14 protein-coding genes, 1 tRNA gene and 1 pseudogene are annotated in these 18,522 nt (G+C 72.0%); 9 read left to right on the plus strand and 7 right to left on the minus strand.

Annotated features, from left to right (window positions below; translation table 11 throughout):
- Window positions 1–5 precede the first annotated feature (5 nt).
- The 4 genes from JXZ78_RS06310 to JXZ78_RS06325 are packed head-to-tail and all read left to right on the plus strand — an operon-like array spanning window position 6 to window position 3,814.
- Window positions 6–653, plus strand: a complete 648-nt coding sequence (locus tag JXZ78_RS06310; RefSeq protein WP_030025051.1) for an ABC transporter permease — start codon at window positions 6–8, stop codon at window positions 651–653.
- Window positions 646–1,899 carry a betaine/proline/choline family ABC transporter ATP-binding protein gene (locus JXZ78_RS06315; RefSeq protein ID WP_030025052.1) on the plus strand — a complete coding sequence of 418 codons (1,254 nt, stop codon included), beginning with the start codon at window positions 646–648 and terminating at the stop codon, window positions 1,897–1,899. The genes JXZ78_RS06310 and JXZ78_RS06315 overlap by 8 nt, the downstream gene beginning before the upstream one ends.
- Entirely contained in the window at window positions 1,896–2,804 is a 909-nt protein-coding gene (locus JXZ78_RS06320) for an ABC transporter permease (RefSeq protein ID WP_030025053.1), read from the plus strand. The genes JXZ78_RS06315 and JXZ78_RS06320 overlap by 4 nt, the downstream gene beginning before the upstream one ends.
- Window positions 2,801–3,814: a glycine betaine ABC transporter substrate-binding protein gene (locus JXZ78_RS06325; protein ID WP_030025054.1), complete on the plus strand. Its 1,014-nt coding sequence runs from the start codon at window positions 2,801–2,803 to the stop codon at window positions 3,812–3,814. The genes JXZ78_RS06320 and JXZ78_RS06325 overlap by 4 nt, the downstream gene beginning before the upstream one ends.
- 69 nt (window positions 3,815–3,883) lie before the next feature.
- Here the strand turns inward: JXZ78_RS06325 and JXZ78_RS06330 are convergent, their stop codons facing one another.
- From JXZ78_RS06330 to JXZ78_RS06345, 4 genes are all read right to left on the minus strand, one after another.
- On the minus strand, window positions 3,884–4,663 hold the full coding sequence (locus JXZ78_RS06330) for a S16 family serine protease (protein ID WP_030025055.1): 780 nt from the start codon (window positions 4,661–4,663) through the stop codon (window positions 3,884–3,886).
- A gap of 136 nt (window positions 4,664–4,799) precedes the next feature.
- Window positions 4,800–5,441 (minus strand): IclR family transcriptional regulator, encoded by a 642-nt coding sequence (locus JXZ78_RS06335; RefSeq protein ID WP_030025056.1) that lies wholly within the window; start codon window positions 5,439–5,441, stop codon window positions 4,800–4,802.
- A gap of 395 nt (window positions 5,442–5,836) precedes the next feature.
- Window positions 5,837–7,633: a DEAD/DEAH box helicase gene (locus JXZ78_RS06340; RefSeq protein WP_030025057.1), complete on the minus strand. Its 1,797-nt coding sequence runs from the start codon at window positions 7,631–7,633 to the stop codon at window positions 5,837–5,839.
- Between the two features lie 42 nt (window positions 7,634–7,675).
- Window positions 7,676–9,247, minus strand: a complete 1,572-nt coding sequence (locus tag JXZ78_RS06345) for an MFS transporter (RefSeq protein ID WP_030025059.1) — start codon at window positions 9,245–9,247, stop codon at window positions 7,676–7,678.
- Window positions 9,248–9,374: 127 nt separating this feature from the next.
- Between JXZ78_RS06345 and JXZ78_RS06350 the strand changes: the two genes are divergently transcribed.
- The 5 genes and pseudogenes from JXZ78_RS06350 (at window position 9,375) to JXZ78_RS40660 (ending at window position 12,592) form a co-directional block, all read left to right on the plus strand.
- The gene (locus JXZ78_RS06350) at window positions 9,375–10,238 is read left to right on the plus strand and encodes an alpha/beta fold hydrolase (RefSeq protein WP_030025060.1); all 864 of its coding nucleotides are present in this window, start codon (window positions 9,375–9,377) and stop codon (window positions 10,236–10,238) included.
- 121 nt (window positions 10,239–10,359) lie between these two features.
- Window positions 10,360–10,431 (plus strand) — tRNA-Cys (locus JXZ78_RS06355).
- A gap of 777 nt (window positions 10,432–11,208) precedes the next feature.
- Window positions 11,209–11,775, plus strand: a pseudogene (locus JXZ78_RS41005) (helix-turn-helix domain-containing protein); the annotation flags it as partial.
- 15 nt (window positions 11,776–11,790) lie between these two features.
- Window positions 11,791–12,444 carry a DUF5753 domain-containing protein gene (locus JXZ78_RS06360; RefSeq protein WP_050503093.1) on the plus strand — a complete coding sequence of 218 codons (654 nt, stop codon included), beginning with the start codon at window positions 11,791–11,793 and terminating at the stop codon, window positions 12,442–12,444.
- A 28-nt stretch (window positions 12,445–12,472) separates the two neighbouring features.
- Complete coding sequence (locus JXZ78_RS40660) at window positions 12,473–12,592, plus strand: DUF397 domain-containing protein (RefSeq protein ID WP_308280985.1); 120 nt, start codon at window positions 12,473–12,475, stop codon at window positions 12,590–12,592.
- A gap of 228 nt (window positions 12,593–12,820) precedes the next feature.
- On the opposite strand, the gene JXZ78_RS06370 is transcribed toward JXZ78_RS40660, so the two are convergent.
- From JXZ78_RS06370 to JXZ78_RS06380, 3 genes are read right to left on the minus strand one after another with little or no spacing between them, the layout of a single operon-like run.
- A complete protein-coding gene (locus JXZ78_RS06370) occupies window positions 12,821–15,151 on the minus strand; it encodes a xanthine dehydrogenase family protein molybdopterin-binding subunit (RefSeq protein ID WP_030025068.1) in 2,331 nt (776 codons plus the stop codon).
- A complete protein-coding gene (locus tag JXZ78_RS06375; RefSeq protein WP_238782704.1) occupies window positions 15,148–17,628 on the minus strand; it encodes a (2Fe-2S)-binding protein in 2,481 nt (826 codons plus the stop codon). Before JXZ78_RS06375 ends, JXZ78_RS06370 begins: the two co-directional genes overlap by 4 nt.
- Window positions 17,625–18,521: an FAD binding domain-containing protein gene (locus JXZ78_RS06380; RefSeq protein ID WP_030025266.1), complete on the minus strand. Its 897-nt coding sequence runs from the start codon at window positions 18,519–18,521 to the stop codon at window positions 17,625–17,627. The genes JXZ78_RS06375 and JXZ78_RS06380 overlap by 4 nt, the downstream gene beginning before the upstream one ends.
- Window position 18,522 lies beyond the last annotated feature (1 nt).

Raw genomic sequence — 18,522 nt, forward strand, 5'->3', positions numbered from 1 at the left:
CGCGTGTGAGCTTCTGGGAGTACGTCGGCAACCGGCACGCCCAGCTGCTGACGGATACGTTTCAGCACGCCAGCGCCGTCTTCCAGTGCATGGTGCTGGCCACCGTGCTCGGTGTGCTGCTGGGCGTCGCCACCTACCGCAGTGAATGGGCAGGGAACCTGGCCACCGCCACCACGGCGACGATCCTGACAGTGCCCTCGCTGGCCCTGATCGGCCTGCTCGTGCCGATCGTCGGCCTCGGCGTGGCGCCCACCGTCATCGCCCTGACGCTGTACGGGCTGCTGCCGGTGGTACGTAACGCCGTCGTCGGTCTGCGCGGCGTCGACCCCGCGCTGATCGACGCCGCCAAGGGCATCGGGATGTCCCGTACGGCCCGGCTGGTGCGGGTGGAACTGCCGCTGGCCTGGCCGCCGATACTGACCGGCATCCGGGTCTCCACCCAGATGCTGATGGGCATCGCGGCGATCGCCGCCTACGCCTCCGGGCCCGGCCTGGGCAACGAGATCTTCCGCGGCATCTCCTCCCTGGGCAGCGCCAACGCGCTCAACCAGGTGCTGTCCGGAACGCTCGGCATCGTCGTCCTGGCCCTGCTCTTCGACGCCGCGTACATCGTCCTCGGACGGCTGACCATCTCCAGGGGGATCCGTGCCTGACACCACCGCCTCCGGCGCCGGCATCGCGCTGGAGAACCTGAGCAAGCTCTACCCGGGCAACCCCACGCCCGCGGTCGACAACGTGAGCATGGACATCAAGCCCGGCGAGACGGTGATCCTCGTCGGGCCCTCGGGGTGCGGCAAGTCCACCACCCTGAAAATGATCAACCGGCTGATCGAGCCCACCTCCGGGCGGATCATGATCGGCGACGAGGACGTCACCGGCATCGACCCGGTCAGGCTGCGCCGCAAGGTCGGCTACGCCATCCAGTCCTCCGGCCTCTTCCCGCACATGACCGTCGCCCAGAACATCGCCCTGGTGCCGAAGATGATCGGCTGGCCGAAGGCGCGAGTGAGCAGCCGTGTCGAGGAGATGCTCGACCTGGTCGGCCTGGATCCGCGTGAGTTCCACGGCCGCTACCCGCGGCAGCTGTCCGGCGGGCAGCAGCAGCGCGTCGGCGTGGCGCGGGCGCTGGCCGCCGACCCGCCCGTCCTGCTCATGGACGAGCCGTTCGGCGCGGTCGACCCGATCACCCGCGACCACCTCCAGGACGAGCTGATCCGGCTCCAGCACGAACTGCGCAAGACCATCGTCTTCGTCACCCACGACTTCGACGAGGCGATCAAACTGGGCGACCGCATCGCGGTGCTGCGCGAGCGCTCGCACATCGCGCAGTTCGACACGCCCGAGGCCATCCTCACCAACCCCGCCGACGACTTCGTCTCCGGCTTCGTGGGGGCGGGCGCGGCCCTCAAACGCCTCAACCTCACCCGCGTACGGGACGTCGGTGTCGTCGACTTCCCCACCGCGTCGATGGACGACCCGCTCCAGTCCATCTTCGACCTGCTGCGCTCCGGCGCGACCAACGAGATCCTGCTGCTGGACCGGCACCGGCGCCCCTACAAGTGGCTGCGCCGCGGCGACCTGATGCGTGCCAAGGGCTCGCTGGCCCGCGCGGGCACGCTCGTGCACGACACGGTCACCCGCGACGCGACCCTGCGCGACGCGCTGGAGGCGGTCCTCACCGACAACGCGGGCCGGGTCGCGGTGACCGGGCGGCGCGGCGAGTACATCGGCGTCGTCGACATGGAGACGCTGATGAACAACGTCCACGAGCTGCTGGAGGAGGACCGGCTGGACGCCGTCGAGCACCGGCACGCGCTGGAGGAGCAGCGCGCGCGGCAGACGCGGCTGGCCCAGGAGGGCGTGGACCCGGCGGGCGGCGCGCACGGGGTCAAGGCGTGAGCCCGCGGGACCGGCGCCGGCCGCCGAAGGGCGAACGGCCGCCGGGCGAGCACGAGGTACGCGGCGTGACCTTCCGCGACGAGGCGGCGGCCGGGGAGCGCGGGCCGGTACTGGCGGCCGAGCCGGCGCCCGCCGCCCCCGCCGCCTCGGTCACCCGGCCGCCGCGCCGGATCACCTGGAAGAAGGCGGTCACGCTGCCCGCCGTACTGGCGGCGGTGCTGCTCGCCACCTGGCTGTGGTTCCGCGGCGCCCGGCTGGACTCCATCGCGCACCAGGCGGTGGACGACGGCAAGGTGTGGCTGGCGCTGCGCCAGCACCTCCAGCTGACCGCCGTGTCGACCTTCTTCGTACTGATCATCGCCATCCCCCTGGGCATCGCGCTGACCCGCGCCAGGCTGCGCCGGGCCGCGCCGTTCGCGGTGGCGGTGGCCAACCTCGGGCAGGCGGTGCCCGCCCTGGGTCTGCTGGTGCTGCTGGTCATCTGGCTCGGCATCGGGGCCGAGGCGGCCGTCATCGGCATGGTGCTCTACGCGGTGCTGCCGGTGCTGGCCAACACCGTCGCGGGCCTGAAGGCCATCGACCCGACGCTGACCGAGGCCGCCCGCGGCATCGGCATGTCGGCGCCCGGGGTGCTGGCCAAGGTCGAACTGCCGCTGGCCGTACCGCTGATCCTGGCGGGCGTACGCAACGCGCTCGTCCTGAACGTCGGCACCGCCACCCTGGCCACCTTCGGCGGTGGCGGGGGACTCGGCGACCTGATCTCGGCGGGCATCATCACCCAGCGGATGCCGGTGCTGGTGCTCGGTTCCGTCCTGACGGTGGTGCTGGCGCTGCTGGTCGACTGGCTGGCGTCGCTCGTGGAACTGCTGCTGCGCCCGCGAGGGCTGGAGGTGGGGGAATCATGACCGCAGGACCGTACCGGCCCCGGCCCCGGCCCCGCAGGACCGTACCGGCCGCCGCTGCCTGCCTGCTGCTGGGCGCGGCCGCGCTGAGCGGCTGCGGGCTGGTCAGCGGCAGCCCGATGAGCGACGACGTGCAGCCCGGCACGATCGGCCGGGGGCAGCCGCTCAAGGGCGCCGAACTGACCGTGACGTCCAAGGAGTTCACCGAGAACATCATCCTCGGCCAGCTCATGGGCCTGGCCTTCAAGGCGGCCGGCGCCTCGGTCGTCGACAAGACCAACATCCAGGGCTCGATCGGCGCCCGGGAGGCGGTCAAGTCCGGTACGGCGGACGGGATGTACGAGTACACCGGCACCGGCTGGATCACCTACCTCGGCCACGAACGCCCCATAGTCGACCCGCAGAAGCAGTGGGAGGCGGTACGCGACGGCGACCGCGCCAACGGCCTGGAATGGCTGCCGCAGTCGAAGCTCAACAACACCTACGCGCTGGCGCTCAACGCCGAGCAGTACAAACGGCTGGGCGTGGAAACCCTGTCGGACGTCGCCGCGCTGTCCCGCAAGGACCCGAGCGCGGTCACCCTGTGCGCGGAGGCCGAGTTCTCGGCGCGTAACGACGGCCTGCCCGGCATGGCCAAGGCGTACGGCATGCGGCTCCCGTCCGGCAACATCAAGAAGATGACCAGCGGCGTCGTCTACACCCAGGTGGCGGAGGGCCGCGCCTGCACCTTCGGCGAGGTCTACACGACCGACGGCCGGATCAAGGCGATGGGCCTGAAGACCGTCAAGGACGACCGGCACTTCTTCCCGAACTACAACGCGGCGCCCGAGATGAACGCGGCGACGATGAAGAAGTACCCGCAGATCGCCGGCATCCTCGCGCCGATCACCGCCGCCCTGGACAACGCCGTCGCGCAGAGCCTGAACGCGAAGGTGGACGTGGAGGGGCGGGACCCGCACGAGGTCGCCAAGGAGTGGATGATCGAGAAGGGGTTCATCAAGGACGGCGGGTGACCGGCTGCCGATGACCCGCCGGCCGGCCGCCCGCGGATCTCAGCGGGTCAGCCGCTGATCAGCATCCGGTCAGCAGCTGGGGACCTTGCCGCCGGACTTCAGCGCCTTGAGCGCGTCCACGGTGCCGGACAGCGTGCTGACCGGGACCAGCCGCAGCCCCTCCGGAAGCTCGGCCTGCGCGTCCCGGCACTCCGACTTGGGGACGAGGAAGACCGTGGCGCCGTCCCGGCCGGCGGCCTGCGTCTTCAGCGCGACGCCGCCGACCGCTCCGACCTCGCCGTCCGCGGCGATCGTGCCGGTGCCCGCGATCTTCTGCCCGCCGGTCAGGTCGCCGCCCGCGCCGTCCCCGGCCAGCTTGTCGATGATGCCCAGCGAGAACAGCAGGCCCGCGCTGGGCCCGCCGATCGTGCCCAGGTCCAGCTTGACCTGGACGTCCTTGTCGCTCTTGTGCAGGTAGTTCAGGGCCGCCTTGGTGGCGACGTCCTGGGAGGAGCGCATGTCCTTCAGGTTGTGCTCCACGGCCTTCTCCGCCGTGTCGCCGACCGGGTAGACCGACTCGACCGGCATCACGGCCTGGTCCGTACGGAACCAGCCCTTGACGATGTCCGGCAGCCGGACCGGCGCGTCCGGGCCGGTCGCCACGATCGCCGCCATCCGCAGCTGACCGCTGGTCTCGCGGGTCGGCGCCCCGCTGATCGTGATCACCTGTTTGCCCTTGTGCTTGCCGAGCACGTCCGCCGTGTCGCCGGGGAAGGCGACCGAGAACGGCAGGGGCGCGAAGGCCACCGTGGCGAGGAGCGCGATGACCAGGGCGGCGCAGATCCCGAGGGCGCGAGTGCGAGAAGACACCCCGCCACCCTAGATGACCAGGCCGCCCGGCCTCTCACCACGGGGCGCGACGGGGTACGCGCGCCCCTCGGCGCCCCCGCCCGGTCCGTCACTGCCCCGGTCCGTCACTGCCCCGGTTCGCCACTACCCCGGGCCGTCACCGCAGCGCTTCGGACACCTCGCGGGCCGCCTCGACCACCCGGGGCCCGACCCGTTCGGGCACCGTGTCGGCGAGCATCACGACGCCGACGCTGCCCTCGATGCCGCTGACCCCGAGCAGCGGGGCCGCGGCGCCGCTCGCGCCCGCCTCCAACTCACCGTGCGTCAGCGCCAGTCCGGCGTCCTCGATACGCCCCTGGCGGGCCTTGAGGATCGCCCGCCCGGCCGCGCCCCGGTCCAGCGGGTGCCGGAAGCCCGCGCGGTAGGCGACGTGGTAGTCGGTCCAGGACGGCTCGACGACGGCCACGGCCAGCGCTTCCGTACCGTCCACGAGCGTCAGGTGGGCGGTCGCGCCGATGTCCTCGGCCAGGGCGCGCAGGGCGGGCAGCGCCGCTTCACGCACCAGCGGGTGCACCTGGCGGCCCAGGCGCAGCACGCCCAGGCCGACCCGGGCCCGGCCGCCGATGTCACGGCGCACCAGGGCGTGCTGCTCCAGGGTGGCGAGCAGGCGGTAGACCACGGTCCGGTTGACCCCCAGCTTGGTGGACAGCTCGGTGACGGTCAGGCCGTGGTCGGTGTCGGCGAGCAATTTGAGGACGCGTAGTCCCCGGTCGAGCGTCTGGGAGGTCTCCGCGGTCACGACGCCCCCTCCTCGGGTGAGTGGCGGCTCGTCCGCGGGGTGCGCTGCCGGTCCCGGGGCAGCGCGCGCGAAGAGGCCGCCGGCCGCATGGCACCGGCTGCGCTCCGCGGCGGCGCTGCCACGGGGCGTGTGCGTGACCGGGACAGTAGCGAGCTGGTCCGGTCAGCGGAAGAGTCCGTCCAGAATCCGGTCTTCCGTGACCGCTTTATCCCTGAACATCCGCAGGTTGTGACCGGTTGGCGGCGCAGACCGGCCTTTCGGTCTGGGGTACAACACGGGCACGTCCGGTCACGTGCGCGACGCCCCCGGTCACCTACGGCTACGGCCCGCGCCCCGGAACACCGTCCGGGGCGCGGGCCGCCGCCTCACTTCTCAGGGGGCACCTCATCCGCATGTCACTGCATGCGCGTGGCCCACTCCCGTACCTTCTTGATCCGCTCGTTGAGCTGCCCGGCCGTGGCCTCCGCGCTCGGCGGGCCGCCGCACACCCGGCGCAGCTCGGTGTGGATCACGCCGTGCGGCTTGCCGCTCTGGTGGACGTACGCGCCGACCAGGGTGTTCAGCTGCTTGCGCAGCTCCAGCAGCTCCTTGTGCGTGACCACCGGGCGCCGCTCGGCGGGCATCTCCAGCAGGTCGGCCTCGGAGTCCGGCTTCTTCTTGCTGTGCGCTATCTGCCGCGCCTGCCGCTTCTGGAGCAGCATCTGCACCTGGTCCGGCTCCAGCAGTCCGGGAATACCGAGGTAGTCCTGCTCCTCCTCGCTGCCCGCGTGCGCCTGCATGCCGAACTCGGCGCCGTCGTAGAGCACCCGGTCGAAGACCGCCTCGGACTCCAGCGCCTCGAAGGAGAACTGTTCCTGCTCGCCGGTGTCCTCGTCCTGCTGCTTGTTGGCCTCGTCCATCTCCTTCTCGGACTCGGCGTACGGATCTTCGTCCCCGTCCTTCTTCGGCTTGTCCAGGACGTGGTCGCGCTCGACCTCCATCTCGTTGGCGAAGCCGAGCAGCGAGGGCACCGTGGGCAGGAAGACGGACGCGGTCTCGCCGCGCTTGCGGGACCGTACGAAGCGGCCCACCGCCTGCGCGAAGAACAGCGGGGTGGAGATCGTCGTCGCGTACACGCCGACCGCGAGGCGCGGTACGTCGACGCCCTCGGACACCATCCGGACCGCGACCATCCACCGGTCGTCGGAGTGGGAGAAGTCGTCGATGCGCTGCGAGGCGCCGCTGTCGTCGGACAGCACCAGGGTGGCGCCCTCGCCGGTGATCTCCCGGATCAGCTTGGCGTACGCGCGGGCCTGCTCCTGGTCGGAGGCGATCACCAGCGCGCCGGCGTCCGGTATCGCCTTGCGGACCTCGGTCAGCCGCTGGTCGGCGGCCTTGAGGACCTTGGGCATCCAGTCGCCGCGCGGGTCCAGCGCGGTGCGCCAGGCCTGCGAGACGGCGTCCTTGGTCATCGGCTCGCCGAGCTTCGCCGCGATCTCGTCGCCGGCCTTGGTGCGCCAGCGCATGCTGCCGCTGTACGACAGGAAGATCACCGGGCGGACGACGCCGTCGCCGAGCGCGTTGCCGTAGCCGTACGTGTAGTCGGCGGAGCTGCGCCGGATGCCGTCGTCACCCTCCTCGTACGTCACGAAGGGGATCGGGTTGGTGTCGGACCGGAACGGCGTGCCGGTCAGCGCGAGCCGCCGGGTGGCCGGCTCGAAGGCCTCCAGGCATGCCTCGCCCCACGACTTGGAGTCGCCGGCGTGGTGGATCTCGTCGAGGATGACCAGCGTCTTGCGCTGCTCGATCCGGTTGCGGTGCAGCATCGGACGTACGCCGACACCCGCGTACGTGATCGCGATGCCGTGGTACTCCTTGCTCAGCGGACCCGCGCTGTACTCCGGGTCCAGCTTGATGCCTATCCGGGCGGCGGCCTCCGCCCACTGCTTCTTCAGGTGCTCGGTGGGGGCGACCACGGTCACCTGCTGCACGACGTGGTGGTGCAGCAGCCAGGAGGCGAGGGTGAGCGCGAAGGTCGTCTTGCCCGCGCCGGGGGTCGCGACCGCGAGGAAGTCACGCGGCTGCTTCTGGATGTACCGGTCCATCGCGGTCTGCTGCCAGGCGCGCAGCTTGTTCGCGGTACCCCAAGGGGCCCGTCCGGGGAAGGCCGGGGACAGGTGGTGGTTGTTGGTGGCGCTGGTGGTGGTAGTCACGGTCTCCGTCGGGCTGGCTCGGCGATCGGCAACCGCGACAGCCTAACGCTCCGCGGAGGCGGACGGCGTGCGCGGGCCGGGCACCGGTGCCGCCTTCCCGCCACCGGCCGGGACCGCCCCGAGGGCTTTTTCCGCGGGCTTCAGGCGTGTGGCCACCCACGATCCGGTGAGGGAGACCGCCGCCATGGCGAGGAAGACCGCGGCGAAGGCGGCGGGCTGCCCGGATGCGGCGTTGGTCACGTCCGGCGTGCCGCCCGTGTCGACCGAGGCGCCGCCGAAGGCGCTGAACAGCAGGCCGCTCAGCCCGACGAACGTGATGTTGCCGAGGGCGTCCGAGACCTGGAGCGAGGCCGAATTGCTGCCCGCATCCTCCGGCGGGGACAGCTTCAGCAGCAGCACACTCCCGCTCGAAATGTTCAGCCCCATGCCGAACCCGGCCACCACCCACGCGACCGCCACGATCCAGACCGGTACGCCGCCGAACAGCACCAGCGGCACGGCCAAGATCGCCACCGTGATCAGCAGCAGCCCGATCCCCATGATCCGCTCCCGGTACGGCTCCAGGCGCGGCCGGCTCTGGGTGTACGAGCCCAGGGCCCAGGTGAGGCCGCCGCCGGTCAGCGAGAGCCCGGCCATCGTGGTCGACAGACCGCGCTCCGTCACGAGCATCAGCGGAATGAAACTCTCGGCGGCGAGCAGCGACCCGGCCGCCAGCCCCCGAATGAGCACAACGGACGGCAGACCACGCGCCGCCCGGAACGTCCCCTTCGGCAGCAGCCGGACAATGGCCGGCACCAGCAGTACGAGCCCGACGACCGCCGGCACCACAGCCACCCAGTCCCGCCGCTGCGCCGCGTACTGAAGCAGCCCGGCGCCCGCCGCCACCGCCAGGGCGAGCAGGATGCGGCGCCGGTCCATCCCCTCGTCACCCTTCCGGGGCGGCAGCTTGCGCAGCGCGGGAAGCATGACCGTCAGCGGCAGCAGAATGAGGACGGGTATGGACAGGAACACCCAGCGCCAGCCCAGGTGCTCGGTGACCGTCCCGGCGACGAGCGGCCCGACGATCACCGGCAGCACCCAGGCCGCCGAGAAGGACGCGAGGACGGACGGCCGCAGCGCCTCCGGATAGGCGCGGCTCACCACCACGTACAACGCGACGATCACCAGCCCGCCCCCGACCCCCTGCACCCCGCGCCCCACCACGAACAACCACATCTCCTGCGCGCACCCCGCGACCACCAGCCCCGCCCCGAACGTGGCGATCCCGGTGAACAGCGGCGCGAGCGGCCCGCCCCGGTCGCACCACTCCCCCGACAGCGCCATCGCGAACAGGCTCGCCGTGAAGTACGCGGAGAAGGCGAACGCGTACAACTCGATGCCGTCCAGTGCCTGCCCGACCGCCGGCATCGCGGTGTTCACGGCACTCGCCTCGAAGGCGATGAGCGAGACGACGGAGATGATGCCGAGGGTGAGCGCCCGGTACGTACGGCCGAGGACGCCTTCGGGGGGCGGGGCGGCTACGGGGTTCGCGGCGGGGCCCGCGAGGGGCGGCGCGGCCAAGCCGGTGGCAGGTGGGGGCACTTCGGCGGCGTCACGCGGGTCCACGGCAGTCATGCGGTCAGCGTAAGAGGCGTTACTGGCCTGCGCCCCTGTCGCGGGACGGGGATCTTCTCGTCCGCCGGACCTAAGCCGTACCGGACGACAAGCGTCCTCCCCTCCCCCTATGCGGCAAGCTGGCCCCATGCCCCACTTCACCAGCTACGACAACGCCGAACTGCACTACCGCGTGCTCGGCCCGGAGGGCTCCGGGCTGCCGCCCCTGATGTGCCTGGCGGGCGGCCCGGGCCGGGACGCCACGTACCTGGACGACCTCGGCGGCCTGGCGGAGCGACGGCAGCTGCTGATCCCGGACAGCCGCGGCACCGGCGCCTCCCCGCCCGCCGCCGACCCGTCCCGCTACGCCTTCCCGCACCTGGCCGAGGACCTGGAAGCATTCCGCCTCCACCTCGGACTGGACCGCTTCGCCCTGCTCGCCCACGACGCCGGGGCGGCGACCGCACAGGCATACGCCGCCGCGTACCCGGACCGCCTCACCCGGCTGGTCCTGATCTCCCCCGGCTCCCGTCTGCAAGGCGAATTCCCCGACGACGTACGGGACATCTTCACCTCCCGGTCGGCCGAGCCGTGGTGGCCGGAGGCGTCGGCAGCAGTACAAACCCTTTCCGAAACCCCCGCCCCAGCCGAAGTGCACCACCTGCTGCTGAGCGCGGCCCCACTGGCCTACGGCCGCTGGGAAGCCCCCCAACAGGCCCACGCAGCCGCCGAACCCGATCAACTGCACCCGGTACCCCGCACCGCCTTCTGGCAGACCGTGGACGAACCGGCCCGCCAGACCCTGCTGACAGGCCTGCGCGAGGTGACCTGCCCGGTCCTCGTCATGACCGGCGGCCGGGACGCGGTGACGGGCGTACGCGCGGGCGAACTGGTAGCCGCTTCCTTCCCCGACGGCCGGACCCACCACCTGCCCGAGGCGGGCCACTACCCCTGGATCGACGAACCGGCCCGGTTCCGCCAGGCGGTGGAGGAGTTCCTGCACACAGCCTGAACGCCCGCAGCGCCTCCGAACCGGACGCGTGAACGCCACGTTGCAACCTCGTGGCAGCCCAGCCCGAACCCTTGCCCCGCCCCCGGCCCTCCGGCCTAACCTCGGTGCATCGCCTCAACACGGCCGTGTGCCCGAGCGGTTCAGGGACCGGACTGCAAATCCGGTTACGCAGGTTCGAATCCTGTCACGGCCTCCGACCAGCAATTCCGCCGGTATCGCTCCGGTAGGAAGCGCCCGACAGGAGCGCTGCGTAAGTTGATTCCCGGACTGGGACTTACGTACCGCTCCCCTACCGGGGACGACGCGTTCAAGGACCCCACAAGGTCGTCGCGGCCCGGTACGCGGCCGTGCCAGGAGCACGATGCCCCCGATTCCTCGGTAGGAATCGGGGGCATCTGCCGTTTCTGGCCATCCAGCGTGGGAGCGCTGCGGTCCCGCCCGGACCTTTTCCGAGCTGTACGCAAGGGCCGCGAACGGCCAGGGACGGGGTTTACTGACGGCCTGCCTGAACGCAGACCAAGCACGGCTCCCCGCACGGCTTGATGGCGTCGCGCGGGAGAACGATCATGCCTCGCAATCCATACGGGGGCACGACGGTGACCATAGCCGAGTAGTCGAACAGGTCACCGTCGGTCTTCACGTACGGCCGTGATATCCGACCATTCAAGATCACGGACTCGCGCTTCATTCACTTGGCCTTCCGGTGGCCTACGAGATGACGACTGAACTCCACGGCGATGACAGCCGCCTCAGCCACGAACCCTTCGTCAAGGGCTTTCCGGCGCTTCGCGTCCTTCCGCTCGCAGGTGGAGCAGCCCGGTACGGGGGCGGGGTCCAAGCTGCCGAACGGATCGGTCAAGAAGACAGGTGGACTCAGGTATCCGCCAGACATGGGGATCACACTGTGCCTTCGGCCCGGCCGTCGCCGGAGACGGCACGCTCAGCCGGGGTGGCCAGCCGTAGGTCCTCAATGACCGCCTGCCAGGCCACCCCGCTCCGACTCAAGAGCAGGACCCGGTTGGGGCCCTCCCCGTCTCGGAGCACTTTGCCAACCCGGCTGCTGTTCCTATCAAAAACCCAGCAGCCTTCGCGGTATGTCATCTGCATCCGCCGTCCTTTCCTCGTGCATTCCGACAGCATCCACATTCATGGGCGGCGGAACCGCTGTGAAGACCCTCGCCGTTGGCAACGCCGATTGCTAGCTGTCGCGCGCCTCAACCACAGGCGTCACATATGTAGCGCCGAACTAGCCCATTCGGGTTACGCGTTGGGCTACCGGCCGGCGCTCTGCGGTGGGAAAATCGGGGTGCTGAGGGGGTTAGCAATCCAGCCTGCTAAAGGGGCCTCAAAGGTGCACGTAACGTACGAAATCCTACGTAATGAGCTGGTGTATCAGCGTGAGCAGGCGGGGCTGAAGCAGACCGAACTCAGCGCCCGAGTGAATATTTCAGCGGCATATCTGTCGCAAATAGAGGGAGGCGTCAGGCGCGCTCGCCTCCCGCTGTGCAAGCGGCTGGATCAGGAACTGGGTACCGATGGTGTCCTCACTCGCATGGCGACGGAGATCGAGAGGCGGGCACGGCTGGCCGACTACTACGCCCAGGCAGCCACGCTCGCACAGCAAGCCCTGGTGATCGCCGAGTACGCGAGCGCGCTGGTTCCCGGATTCCTTCAGACGCGGGACTACGCGACAGCCGTCGTCCAGGACGCGGACCCGGAGAAGTCCGAGGAGGCAGTGACCGCAGCAGTGGATCTCAGGATGGAGCGAGCCTCCATTCTCGAATGCCCACATAAACCGCGACTTCGGGTAATCCTCCACGAAACAGCGCTTTTCACTTCTGTTGGCAGTGGCCGTACCATGCATGAACAGCTCTTGAAACTCGTGGGGTTGGGGCGCCGCCGACGCCTTACCCTTCAGGTGCTCGAAGCCAAAGAGGGTTCTCATGCGTTGATGGGAAGCATGCTGACGCTCATGGAGTTCGAAGCGTCGCCACCGGTCGCGTACCTGAAGAGCGCCTACTCAGGTGATCTGGTGGAAAGCCCGGACACCGTGGACAAGTACCTGCGAGCGTACGAACAGGCACGGGCCCTGTCCCTACCGCCTCAGCGATCCCTGAACGTCCTTGAATCTGTCGCGAAGGAATATCATGGAGCAGTCACAGATGAGCCGCCCAACGGGCGGTTGGCGCAAGAGCAGTTGGAGTAATGGCGACGGTGGGCACTGCCTAGAGGTGATGGACGGGTGCCCCAACATTCCCGTCCGGGACTCCAAAGCGCCGAACCGGGCCCACCTCGCCTTCAGTACCGATGCGTGGTCCCACTTCATCAGCGCCGTGAAGGACGGAACCGTCTGACGACGCGAAGAAAGGCGGGGCAACATCGGCTGCCCCGCCTTTCTCATGCCCTCACAGGTAGTTCCGCAGGGCAACCGCATAGCCATGCACGTCACCGTCGTCAACGGGCAGACCTTCCCCGTCATCCAGACCCGCGAGGCCATCACGCATGCCCTCGCCGACTTCCTGGAGGCACCACGACGTCCTCAGCAAGCCCCTGAACTGCACTTATGCCGCTACGCGGAACGCCTACTGCTGCTGCGCCACCGCCGCCTGCGGCCGGATCGGCAAGCGGCCTATCGGGCGGCCCGTGGCGGCGCGTACGGCGGAGGCTACGGCGGCCGGGGAGGTGACCACCGGGACGGCGCTGGCGGGTTTGGCGCCGAAGGGGGCTACCACGTCGCGTTCCTCGACGAGTTTGACGATGCGGATGTCGGGGGCGTCGAGGGCGGTGGGCAGGGGGTAGCCGGTGAGGTCGGGGTGGCGGATCTGGCCGCGGGTGGTGCGGAGGTTCTCCATCAGGGCCGCGCCCAGGCCCTGGGTGACGCCGGCTTCGATGCGGGCGCGGAGCTGGCGGGGGTTGAGGATCCGGCCGACGTCCTGGGCCACGGACATCTCCACGACGCGGATGGTGCCGAGTTCGATGTCGACGTCCGCGACGCAGCGGATCGCGCAGAAGGCCAGGCCGACGAAGGCGTCGCCCTGGCCGGTCTCGTCCAGGGGCTCGGTCGGGTGGGGGCGGCACTGGGCGGTGGCCCACAGTTCCTTGCCGTCGAGGGCTTCGGCGACGGTGGTGCTCAGGACACCGTCGTACGAGGTGATCTTGCCGTCGTTGATCTGGAGGAGTTCGGTGGACATGCCGAACTTGTGGGCCAGGGGCTGGAGGAGCTGGGTGCGTACCATCTTGGCGGCGCGTTCGACGGCGCCGCCGGAGACCCAGGTGTGGCGGCCGTGGCAGGCGCGCCCGGCGGACGGCTGGTCGGTGTCGACGCCCGCCACGTGCACCTCTTCGATGCCCAGGGTCTCCTGGACGATCTGCCGGGCGAGGGTGGAGAAGCCGGAGCCGGTCTCGACCGCGGCGCACAGCACGGTGGCGACCGAGCCGCTGACCTTGACCGTGGCGGTGGACACCTCGTCGGCGCCCTCCGCGCCGAGCATGTGGACCATGCCGAGCGCGTAGCCGACGCCGCGGCGTACCGCGGACGGCTCGCCCGCGCCCTCCAGGCCGCCGGGCAGCAGCCAGTCCTCCTCCGGGGTGTCCTTGGGGAGTTCGGGCAGCGGCTCGTCCTTGACGGCGCGCAGCAGTTCGGCGACCGGCGCGGGGCAGGTGACGGTCTGGCCGGTGGGCAGCAGGTCGCCGGTGGCCATGACGTTGCGCAGCCGGATCTCGGCCGGGTCCATGCCGAGCTTGGCGGCCAGCTTGTCCATCTGCCCCTCGTACGCGGCGCAGACCTGCATCGCGCCCTCGCCGCGCAGATGACCGGAGGGCGGGTTGTTCGTGCGGACCGCCCAGCCCTCGATGAAGGCGTGCGGGACGACGTACGGGCCGCAGGCGAACGACACCGCGGCGGCCAGCGCCTCGGCGGAGGTGTCCGCGTACGCGCCCGCGTCCATCAGGATCTGCGCCTCGACCTTGACCAGCTTGCCCTCGGCGTCCGCGTGGTGGCGGTACCGCAGGAGGGTGGGGTGGCGGTGGGCGTGGCCGAGGAAGGACTCCTCGCGGGTGGCGGCCAGTTTGACCGGGCAGCCGGTGCGCAGCGCGAGCAGCCCCAGGGAGAGCTGCATGCCCGGGTCCTCGCGGTCCGCGGTGGCGCCGGGCACGCCGGTGACGACGACGCGGACCCGCTCCGGCTCCAGCCCGAAGCAGGCGGCGGCCAGGTCGCGGTCGGTGTGCGGGTCGGTGGAGGCGGTGTAGATCTCCACGCCGCCGTCCGGGCGCGGCACCGCGAGCCCCGCCTCGGCGCCGATCGGCGCCGGGTCCTGGCGGCCGATGCGGTACAGGCCCTCGACGATGGTCTCGCCCACCACCTCGGGGTCGCCGAAGTGCAGCGGGATGTGCCGGATCAGGTTGCCGTCCGGGTGCAGCGGCTCGGCTTCGAAGGCCAGTTGGGGGTCGGTCACCGGCTCCAGGATGTCGTATTCGACAGCGATGGCCGCGGCCGCCAGCCGGGCCGTGTCGGGGTGGTCGGCGGCTACGGCGGCGATCGGCTCGCCGTGGTGGCGGACCACGTCGTGCGCGAAGACCGGGCGGTCGGGGACGCCCCGGCCGTGCCCGGCGTCGCCCGGCACGTCCGCGTGCGTGACGACGGCCCGTACGCCCGGCATCTCCACGGCCTGCTTCGTGTCGATGGAGACGATGCGGGCGCTGGGGTACGGGGAGCGCAGGACCGCGGCCCACAGCAGGCCCTCGGCCCACAGGTCGGACGCGTACGGGAAGACGCCTTCCGTCTTGGCGGGCGCGTCCGCGGACGGGAGGGAGACGCCGAGGCCGTGCGGCGGCGGTTCGGCGGGTCCGCCGGAACGGTCGCCCGCGGCGGGGGGCGCGGTGACGGCGCCGGCGCCCTCGGATGTGCCGGTCATACGGAGCCTCCGGACTGCGGATCAGCGCCCGGGCCGTGGGGGTGCGGCCCGTGGGGGTGGTGGCCGTGGGAAGCGGGGCCCTGCGGGTCGGCGGGGCCCGCCTGGTGCGGGATGCGGGGGGTGCCGGCGCCGGTGCCGTGCTCCTCGGGGGCGGCGGCCGCGGCCTCCTCCGCCGCCGCGGCGGCATCGGCACGGCCGCGTACGACCTCGTTGACCGCGTCGAGGACGCCGCGGTAGCCCGAGCAGCGGCACAGGTTGCCGCACAGGGCCTGCCGGGTCTCCAGCTCGGTGGGGGCGTGGTTGCCCTCCAGCAGGTCGTGGACGGTCATCGCCATGCCGGGGATGCAGAAGCCGCACTGCACGGCGCCGGAGTCGGCGAGGGCGCACTGCACGTCGGAGGGCGCGCCGTTCTGGGCGAGGCCCTCGACCGTACGGACCTCACTGCCCGCGGTGGTCGCGGCGGGCACCAGGCAGGAAGCGACGAGACGCCCGTCGACCTGGACGGAGCAGGCGCCGCACTCCCCCTGCGAGCAGCCGTCCTTGGCCCCGGCGAGGCCGAGGCGCTCGCGCAGTACGTATAGCAGCGATTCGCCGATCCAGGCGTCGGTGACGGGGCGGTCGGTGCCGTTGACGGAGAGGACGTAGGAGGTGTGGGGGTGTTCGTCGTGGGGGTCGGGGAGGGCGAGGGGGTCCGGGGCCTGGGAAGCGGCCGTGTCGTCGGCCGGGGGCGGGGTGGTCCCGGGGGCGAGTTCCGGTGCTGCGGGCAATTCTTCGGCCGCGGGGGTGGTGACGGGGGCCTGGGCGGGGGCCGGGGTGGCCGGTTCCGTGGGCGCGTCGGCGGGCTCGGCGGGGGCGGCCGCCGGGACTTCGGGAGCGGCCGCCGGGGCGTCGGGGGCGGCTTGGTCGACGGGCTCGGCCTGGGTGGGCGGGGACGACGGAGCCTCGGCGTCGGTGCCGGGGGCGGTTCCGGGCTCGGGCTCGGTTCCGGGCACAGGCTCGGTTCCGGGCTCGGTTCCGACCTCGGCCACGGCCCCGGTCTCAGGGGTCGCGGCTTCGGCGGGTCCGCCGTCGGCAGCTTCCTTCGGCCCGGGCGCCTCGGGGGCGGCGGGCCGGACGTCGGCGGCCGGGGGCGCGTCCGTGGCGGTACGGGTGTCGGCTGCCGGGGAGGCGCCGGGCTCGTCGTCGGCTTCGACGGTGGCGTCCACGGGGGCTTCGCCGGTGGCCTCGTCCGTACGAGCCCCTGCGTCCGTACTAGCCCCGGCAGCAGGCGTCCCGCTCTCGTCCACGGGCGGTTCGGAAGCATCAGCGGCGACCGGGCCGAGGGCGATCGGGCCGGACACGGGCTCCTGAGCAGTCCGGCCGACGTCTCCCCCGGCCTCCGGCTCGGGCTCCGAAACCGGCTTGGCCTCCGATACCGGCTCCGGCTCCAACTCCGGCTCCGCCTCCGCCTCGTCCTGCGGACCCTGCGGGGCCTGCGGCTCGGCCAGAGGCGCCTCCCGCAGCTCGTCGGCCGGTTCCGCACGCGGCGGCCACTGCGCCAGCGCGTCCGCGGGCAGGGACCAGTTGCCCGCTCCGCCCAGCGTGCCGCCCGCGCTGTCGCCGGAGGCGGGTACGTGGTGGCCGGGGTCGTAGCCGGGAGTCACCTGGTCGGCGGGGCGGTGCGGCTGCTGGCCGTACGACGGCAGGTGGCCGGTGCCGGTGTGCTGGTCGGTGGTGTGCTGGTCGATGGTGCGCTGTTCGGTGGCGAAGTGCCACTGGCCGGTCGCCGCCGGGTCCACCGGGGCGTGGCCGTGGCCGTGCCCGTGGTCGTAGGGGCCGTACGCGGTGCCGTACCCGGAGGCCGGGTGCGTACGGTCGTCGCCCAGCAGGTACTCGCCGGACTCCTCCAGCATCTCGTCCGGGGCGGTCGGGATCGCCCACTGGCCCGTGGTGCCGCTGGAGCCGTCGGTGCCCGCGGCGGGCCAGAGCGCGTGCGACGCGCCGTCCGTGCCGTCGGCGTAGTGGCCGCCGGGCACGCCGGTGTGCGCGCCGCCGTCCGTCAGCCCGTGGGCGGGCAGGTCGGTGGCCGGGGCGTCCGCGAAGGGCAGCGTCCACTGGCCGGTGGCCGACGGGTCGGTCGTCGCGCCCGGGGTGGGCGGCGCGAAGGAGGACGGCGGGGTGTAGCCGTGGCCGGGCGCGGCGAGCGGGTCGGCGGCGTAACCGCCGTGCTCGGCGGCGCCGGGCACGCCGCCGTGGGCGTCCGGGGTGCCGGTGCCGTGCGGGTCCGGGTAGCCCTGGTAGCCGTAACCGCCGGGGTAGGGGCCGCTGGTGAAGCCGTCCGGGAGCTGGACGAAGGCGGTGGCCTCCGACTCGTACTCGTTGCCCTGGGGCAGTGGTTCCCAGCGCTGGCGGTCCTGCGGCCGCACCACGCGCAGTGGCTGGGTGTCCTCGGGGCTGTTGCGCCGGTCGTTACGGCCGGGGCGGTCGGCGTCGCTCACGAGAGCGCCCTCCCAAGTGCTCGGCGGGCCAGGGCCGCCACCGTACGGCGCAGGTGCAGTGCGGCGGGCGGCAGGGTCTGCGGTTCCGTGCCGTCCTGCGGCGGTGGCGGGTCCGGGATGCAGGCGGCGGCCACGTAGTCGCCGAAGGCGGCCAGCGCCTCGGGCACCAGCTTGCGGTCGCCGTCCCAGTCGATGATGGAGGCAACCCACTGCTCGGCCTCCAGGGGCCGCAGCGGCATGGCGGCCACCGCGCCGACCGCGCAGCGCACGCCGCGCCGGGCCGGGTCCAGGACGAGTGCCACCGAGGCGGTGGCGCGGCCGGGGCCGGTGCGGCCGGTGGCCTTCAGGAAGGTCTGCGGGGCGTGCAGCAGCGGTACCCGTACGTAGCCGACGAGTTCGCCGGGGCGCAGCATCTCGCGGCCGGCCAGCAGGTGGCTGACGGGGACCTCGCGGCGGGCGCCGTCGGGTCCGGCGACGACGAGGTTCGCTTCGAGGGCGGCGAGCACCGGCAGGGTGTCGCCGGTGGGTGCGGAGGTGACGATGTTGCCGCCGAGGGTGCCGGCGTTGCGTACCTGCGGGGGGCCCGCGGCGCGGGCGGCGGCGGCGAGGCCGGGGATGAGGGCGGCGAAGTCGGGGCGTCCCATCCGGGCGAGGGTCAGGCCCGCGCCGAGCAGGGCGTGGCCGTCCTGGTACTGCCAGCCGCGGATCTCGCTGATCCGGCCGAGGCCCACCAGTCCCGCGGGCCGCAGCAGCCCGGAGTTGACGGCGGCCATCAGGTCCGTACCGCCCGCGACGGGCACGGCGGCGGGCATGGCGGCGAGCGCCGCCACGGCCTCGTCGAGCGAGGCCGGCAACGTCACCGATTGCGAAGCCTGCGGTGCGTGCGTGGTCAAC

It is taken from the genome of Streptomyces monomycini (genome assembly GCF_022271435.1).
Classification (GTDB): domain Bacteria; phylum Actinomycetota; class Actinomycetes; order Streptomycetales; family Streptomycetaceae; genus Streptomyces; species Streptomyces monomycini.